Here is a 5,991-nt window from a genome sequence, read left to right as displayed (position 1 = left end):
GCCCATCGCTGCGCTCCCAAACTGCGCTGACGCCGCTCCTTGCACCACTTCTATTTGTTCGATATCCATATTCATGTATTGATTCAAGTTTACTGTCGAGCCAGTGCTGGCGGTAATCGGTAAGCCGTCGATGAGTACTAAGACCTGATCGCCAGTGAAGCCCTGCATGCTTACTTCATAACCTGTTTTACCATGGACTTCGCGCAAGTAAACATTGGGCAGCAGCGCCAGCGCTTCTTTTAAAGTATGGGCGTGGTTGTCATCGAGCTGTCGGCGGCTAAGTACTTGCATCGCAACTGGCGCATCGCTTAAGGCGCGCTCAGAACGCGTGGCGGTCACCACAATAGGGTCTAAGCGTGTATTCGGCATGGCGGCATAATTGGTCATATCGCCATGCGCCTCAGTATTCATATCAGCACTTATATCAGCATAGAGCGGCACTGCTTGAGCCGAAAAAGGTGCTACTGCTGACAAGGCTAAAGCAATGCTGGTCACCAAAGCACGCTGCTGCCACTGCGGTAAACGAGTAGATGAGCGGGTGTATAGTAAATGAGAGCGAAGCGAGGACATCGACATAAGTAAAACAACCTTCGTAAAAGAGAAAGCAATAAACAGAGAGGTTTGATGCTCTGTTTTATTAAAATTATTTATTAAAACAACAAAGTAGGCGGCTAGTAGCGATTTAATTCTTCAAGGTTTTGTTACTCAAACTACCAATGCGAGCAACAAAGCCCAGACATCATATTTCAAAAGATAATAATTATCAATATGCAAATGATAATTATTACTGTTTACAAACTAAAAAAATGTTGCCATAATCTTCTCCGTTCAATACCGCCTGACAAAAACGATAAGCGCAAATATGGAGCGCTGCCATTTTGCTTGATTTAGTCAGACAGATTTAGCAAGAAGCAGCACTACTGTTTTTCAGCCATTTATCTGCCTGCCGTATGTAGCTGAGCTAATTGGCTTTTTTATGACTTATATTAAGGAAACCATCATGAGTCAACCGTTATCCCTTAGCAAAAAAAATACTGCCTTGTGGCAGCAGTACCAAGCATTAAAAGAAAAAATACCGATGCTGTTTCCCACAGAAGGGGCGACTGCGCTAGGTGTCAGCGAGTTTGAGCTGATGCTCGCATCGCCTTATAGCCAGTATATTGGTGATCAGTGCAAAGCTGTTTTAAAGCAGTTTGAGACGTTTGGTGACATGGAAAGCATCGTCAGAAATGATTTGGCCGTTCATGAAAAAATGGCGCCTTATCACAATCTTAAGCTTGGCGAAAAAATGGGCTTGGCGCTCAATGTGGGTGGTCTAGATTTACGATTTTTTATGTGGCAATGGCAGCATATGCTGGCGGTCACCGATACCAGCCGCGCGGATAAACCGTCTTATAGTATTCAATTTTATAACGCCCAGGGTGCTGCTATCGACAAAGTGTATCTACGAAAATTAAGTGATGAAAATATCGCCAGCTGGCAGGCAATGATTGAGGCGCAGCTGCGGACGGTAAATACGGAGACGCTGACGTTAGAAGTACAAGCGCCGTTAAGTGACTGGTGCTATAAGGCGCTGAGCGAGGCGGAGCGTACTCAGCTACAGCAAGGCTGGCAGGCAATGACAGATGTGCATCAGTTCCATTCATTATTAAAAAATCTCGATATTGATCGCGCTAGCAGCTACCGTCAAGCGCCCGAGCAGATGACGCAGCAGCTTGATATTAGCGCGGTCGAAGCGGTGTTTACACATGCGCGCGATGCTAAATGTCCGATTATGATATTTGTTGGTAATAATGGTCTGGTGCAGATTCAGACTGGCACCGTGCAGACACTCAAACGTATGGGCGATTGGTTCAATATTTTAGACAAAGACCATAATGACTTTACGCTGCATTTAAAAGATAGAGCATTGGCGCAAGTGTGGTGCGTCAAGCGTCCGACCAAAGACGGTATCGTTACCTGTATTGAAGGGTTTGATGGTCACGGCGTCAGTATCTTTAGTGTGTTTGGTCAACGACTCGAAGGCACACCTGAGCTGGCAGAATGGCAGCAAATCGTTGCTACAGTTGTCAAAGAACATGCATACACAGAAGCGTTAACGCCAGCAGTCATGGCTGAAACAGAGAGTGCATAAACCAGTTATAAAAATCAACCAGTAAAACGATACCAAGATGACACTCACATATCGGCTAAAACATAGCGTTGTGTGAGCGGTTTTGGATAATTAATAAACGTTAACTGTCCTATCCATAGGGTCGTTTTTTAGGTAAGCAAATTAGGAATGCGTATGTCTTTTCAATTCTCAACGCTTTTATTAACCAAGCAGTTGCCAAAACAATTATTAACACAAAATTTAAGAACAACGATAGAAAAAAGTGCTTTAACGACCGCTCCATCTTTTAGTAAAGCCGCATTTCACATGGCCGCCATGATTGGCGCCGTTGCCGTGCCTTCGCTTTCTGCCCAAGCTTATGAGCGTATCGTCGCCATGAGTCCCGATGTTGCCGATTTGGTTGTGGCACTAGGAGCGACTGATAAGCTGGTGGGTAAAGATGCGACCAATAACAATCCTGCGCTAAAGAACGTGCCCGCTGTAGGCATGCATCTTAATATTACCGCTGAGTCGGTGTTGGCGGTCAAGCCTGACTTGGTGCTCGGCAGTTATATGGTACAACCGGCAAGTATTTATCAGCGTCTAAATGGACTAAAAGTCAAAGCCGTCAATGTCGCACCCAAAGAAGAAGTCAGCACCTTTGCAGGCAGTATCAAATCCATCGGCAGTTATGTCGATAAAAAAGCTGCCGGATCGCAGCTTGCACAGCGTTGGCAGGTAGGGATGAGTCCTAGAGCAAAAACCGGTAAGCGTTATCTGCTAAGTTATGATGGCCGTATCGTTGCAGGTAAAGGTACGGTAGGCGATGAGCTGATTCGCCGTGCAGGCGGGATAAATGCCGCCAACGTGTCGGGGTTAAAACCCATGTCACGTGAAGGCTGGCTGGCCGCTAAGCCCGATGTCATTATCATTGCCGATCATAATCAGGCAGTCGTTGGCGGCGTTAGTAAATTTAGTAAGCGTCCTGAGGTTGCGGCCAGTGCGGCTGGTAAAAATGGCGGCGTCCATTTTTGGCCAGCCGATGATTTTTTACGCTATGGATTAAAGTCACCTGAGGTCTTAAAAAAACTCAATGCACTTGCAAAATAGCCTAAGCAATATTTCGCAGAATTAAGCAAATCTCTCACTGAATTCTTATCCACATAAAACGATACTTTCCATGGCAAATACACTGACTGCACCAATTCCCGCTTTATCAAGCAAGTACAAACACAGCCTTTATTATCTGGCTGCTGCTGCCGTAACACTGCTACTGATTTGGCTGGCGCTTGGTATTGGCTTTGGTGACTGGTCAAGCCCCAATCATCTTGACGATACTATCTGGCAGCTACGCTATCCGCGCGTGGTGACGGCATTGTTGGTTGGTATGGCGTTGTCTGTCAGCGGGGCGGCGCTGCAAGCGTTGTTTGAAAACCCGTTAGCAGATCCCAGCCTAATTGGTACGTCAGGTGGCGCAGCACTTGGGGTAGTGCTGGTATTGGCTTTGGGATTTGGTGGCGTTGGCATACCGCTTGCTGCTTTTAGCGGAAGTGTGCTGGTATGTTTGTTTATTCTCGCTTGTCATCGGTTTTTAGGTGGCGGGCAGATGGGTCTACTGATATTGGGATTTGTCATCAGTGCTTTTTGTGCCGCAGTGGTCAGTCTGATTTTATTTATGTCTGATGATATGGTGCTGCGCTCCGCGACCAATTGGCTGTCGGGCAGTATGGCAGAGGCGGGATTTGTACCACTGCGCTATGCGATCGTTTCTATGATCTTGGGGTTGGCTATTTTATTACCCTTAGGTCGGCAGTTAGATGGGTTAATGTTAGGGGAGGCCGCGGCAAAATCCTTGGGTATCAAGGTGGGTCTGGTTCGTTGCTTAGTCGTGATTGCATCGGCATTATTGACAGGTGCAGCGGTCTCCTTAGCGGGCGTCATCGGCTTTATTGGCATGATGGTGCCAAACCTACTGGCTATTTTGTTTGGTGGTGGGCGTATGCGGCTGATGATTTGGTCGGGTTGGCTTGGGGCGATACTATTACTGCTCATTGATGGCACAGCGCGGCATGTTGCTTATCCGGTGGATGTACCTGTTGGCATTGTTTTAGCGCTGCTTGGTGGCCCTTTCTTTATTTGGCTGTTTGTGCGCAGTAGCCGCCGTTAATTGATAGGAATAACTATGCTTGATTTATTTTTTCAAAGTGGACGCGGCGCTGCGGCAGCAAAAAACGTGCGGTCAGTGCATTCAATGCAAGAAGGGCGACCGAAACAAAAAAGTAATATAAATAACGATAAGGTAAGCGAACTATTGTCGATGCAGAATATTCATATTTCGCATGGTCATAAAACATTGTTAAAGATAGACACACTCACCGTGCCAAGTCAAAAGCTGGTCGCCTTTATCGGACCCAATGGCGCAGGTAAAAGTACATTGTTGCATACGGTGTTGGGTCAACAGACGGGAGTGGCACTGAAGACCAATGGTCATATTACGATTGGCGATCAGTCTATTAATACAGTCATACAGGACGGTCATATCGCTTGGGTTGGGCAACATGAGCGTTTTGAGCTGCCGCTTACGGTGCTCGATTATGCGCTATTGGGGGTGTCACCCAATCTTGCTTGGTATCAGCGGCCAAATCGTCACCATGTCGGGCGCGCACAAACCTTGCTGCAAGATTTTGAGCTATCAAATCTGACTAGTGCACGCGTGCAAACCTTATCAGGTGGTGAAAAGCAGCGCTTGGCTATCGTACGGGCGCTGATGCAAGACACCAAAATCATGATGTTTGATGAGCCGACCAACCATCTCGACATCCGCCATCAGCGTTTTTTATTGCATTATTTGCACAATCTGGTACATCAGCAGCGCAAAAGTATCCTCGTGGTTTTACATGATTTAACCCATGCCCATCGCTATACCGATGAGGTGGTGCTACTAAACGGCGGGCAAGTTATTGCCCAAGGTACGCCTACTGAAGTTATGACGCGCCAGCGACTCAGCGCTGCTTATGATGTCGATATAAAAGCGCATCAGACTGAAGATGGCTTGGTATTTGTGTAAACTTTTCAACGAACTATTTGCTTGGGTTTTTATAAGAATTTAAGCATTTATTTCATATAACCATGTCATATTGGCAAAACCTGTTATTATTCAATTCAGATAGAATAGTCTGTTATAAATGGTTCGGTTATGGCAGTCTGTTTTGAGTGGTCTGTTAATAGATTTGAAGGGCAAAATAACTGGTTCTCTTGAGGTATACCCATATTAAAAATTAATAAAAAAGTGAAACCTAATATGAACGATAACTATAAAGTATATTTAGGAAGTGAGGCAGGACGAGATTATCAAGAAAGTGTTGATCATGTCATGGGTAGGGCCAATTATCTGCTTTCTAATCATCAGCATTACATTGACGACATAAAGCAGCTATTAGAGATTATTCATACGTCAGATGGAAACCCATTATATTGTATGAAAAGCTTAGGCACTTACTACGAAGCAAAGGCCTCCTCTGACTTATTATTACACGCTGATATTAATGCTTTTAAACAAGATGCTTATGTGGCAGCCAAACTACAAATAATGGGTAAGGAAGAAATTTATTGGGCATACAATGGTTATAATACCGATAACTTCTTTGCTGCTATCATGTCTGATAGTCCTGAGTTAATCAGATTTTTAATTGAGCACCGAGATGAGGTTGTTGAGGTTAATGAGCTATATGATCGCAAAGATACCCGTTCCTATTTTAATAAGAACACCTTACTTGCACTAGCAGGAGAATGGAAACCTCTAAAAGAGCGAAGTCTAATATTTTTAAAAGATGAGAAAAAAGATAAATTAGATATTAAACGCATACCTGACCATGAGTTTTATATAGCCCTATGCGATA

At 45.0% G+C, this 5,991-nt stretch carries 6 protein-coding genes; 5 read left to right on the top strand and 1 reads right to left on the bottom strand.

Translation table 11 applies throughout. The annotated features are described in order from the left end of the window. On the bottom strand, positions 1 to 576 hold a 576-nt coding region (locus V7D75_RS13045; RefSeq protein WP_333614900.1), incomplete at its 3' end, for a TonB-dependent receptor plug domain-containing protein. Between the two features lie 424 nt (positions 577 to 1,000). Here V7D75_RS13045 and V7D75_RS13040 point away from each other — a divergent pair. From V7D75_RS13040 to V7D75_RS13020, 5 genes are all read left to right on the top strand, one after another. Beyond that, positions 1,001 to 2,134: a ChuX/HutX family heme-like substrate-binding protein gene (locus V7D75_RS13040; RefSeq protein WP_333614899.1), complete on the top strand. Its 1,134-nt coding sequence runs from the start codon at positions 1,001 to 1,003 to the stop codon at positions 2,132 to 2,134. Positions 2,135 to 2,287: 153 nt separating this feature from the next. Next, positions 2,288 to 3,202, top strand: coding sequence for a heme/hemin ABC transporter substrate-binding protein (locus V7D75_RS13035; protein ID WP_333614898.1), 915 nt, complete (start codon positions 2,288 to 2,290; stop codon positions 3,200 to 3,202). 70 nt (positions 3,203 to 3,272) lie between these two features. Continuing rightward, entirely contained in the window at positions 3,273 to 4,259 is a 987-nt protein-coding gene (locus V7D75_RS13030; protein WP_333614897.1) for a FecCD family ABC transporter permease, read from the top strand. Positions 4,260 to 4,274: 15 nt separating this feature from the next. Next, positions 4,275 to 5,159, top strand: coding sequence for an ABC transporter ATP-binding protein (locus V7D75_RS13025; protein WP_333614896.1), 885 nt, complete (start codon positions 4,275 to 4,277; stop codon positions 5,157 to 5,159). Between the two features lie 234 nt (positions 5,160 to 5,393). Continuing rightward, positions 5,394 to 5,991, top strand: a 598-nt coding sequence (locus tag V7D75_RS13020) for a hypothetical protein (protein WP_333614895.1), incomplete at its 3' end; no start/stop codon positions are given.

It is taken from the genome of Psychrobacter sp., from assembly GCF_036731945.1.
In the GTDB taxonomy this organism is placed as follows: Bacteria; Pseudomonadota; Gammaproteobacteria; order Pseudomonadales; family Moraxellaceae; genus Psychrobacter.
The sequence above is the reverse complement of the archived record's forward strand: the minus strand, read 5'-3'. Positions and strand labels throughout refer to the sequence as shown.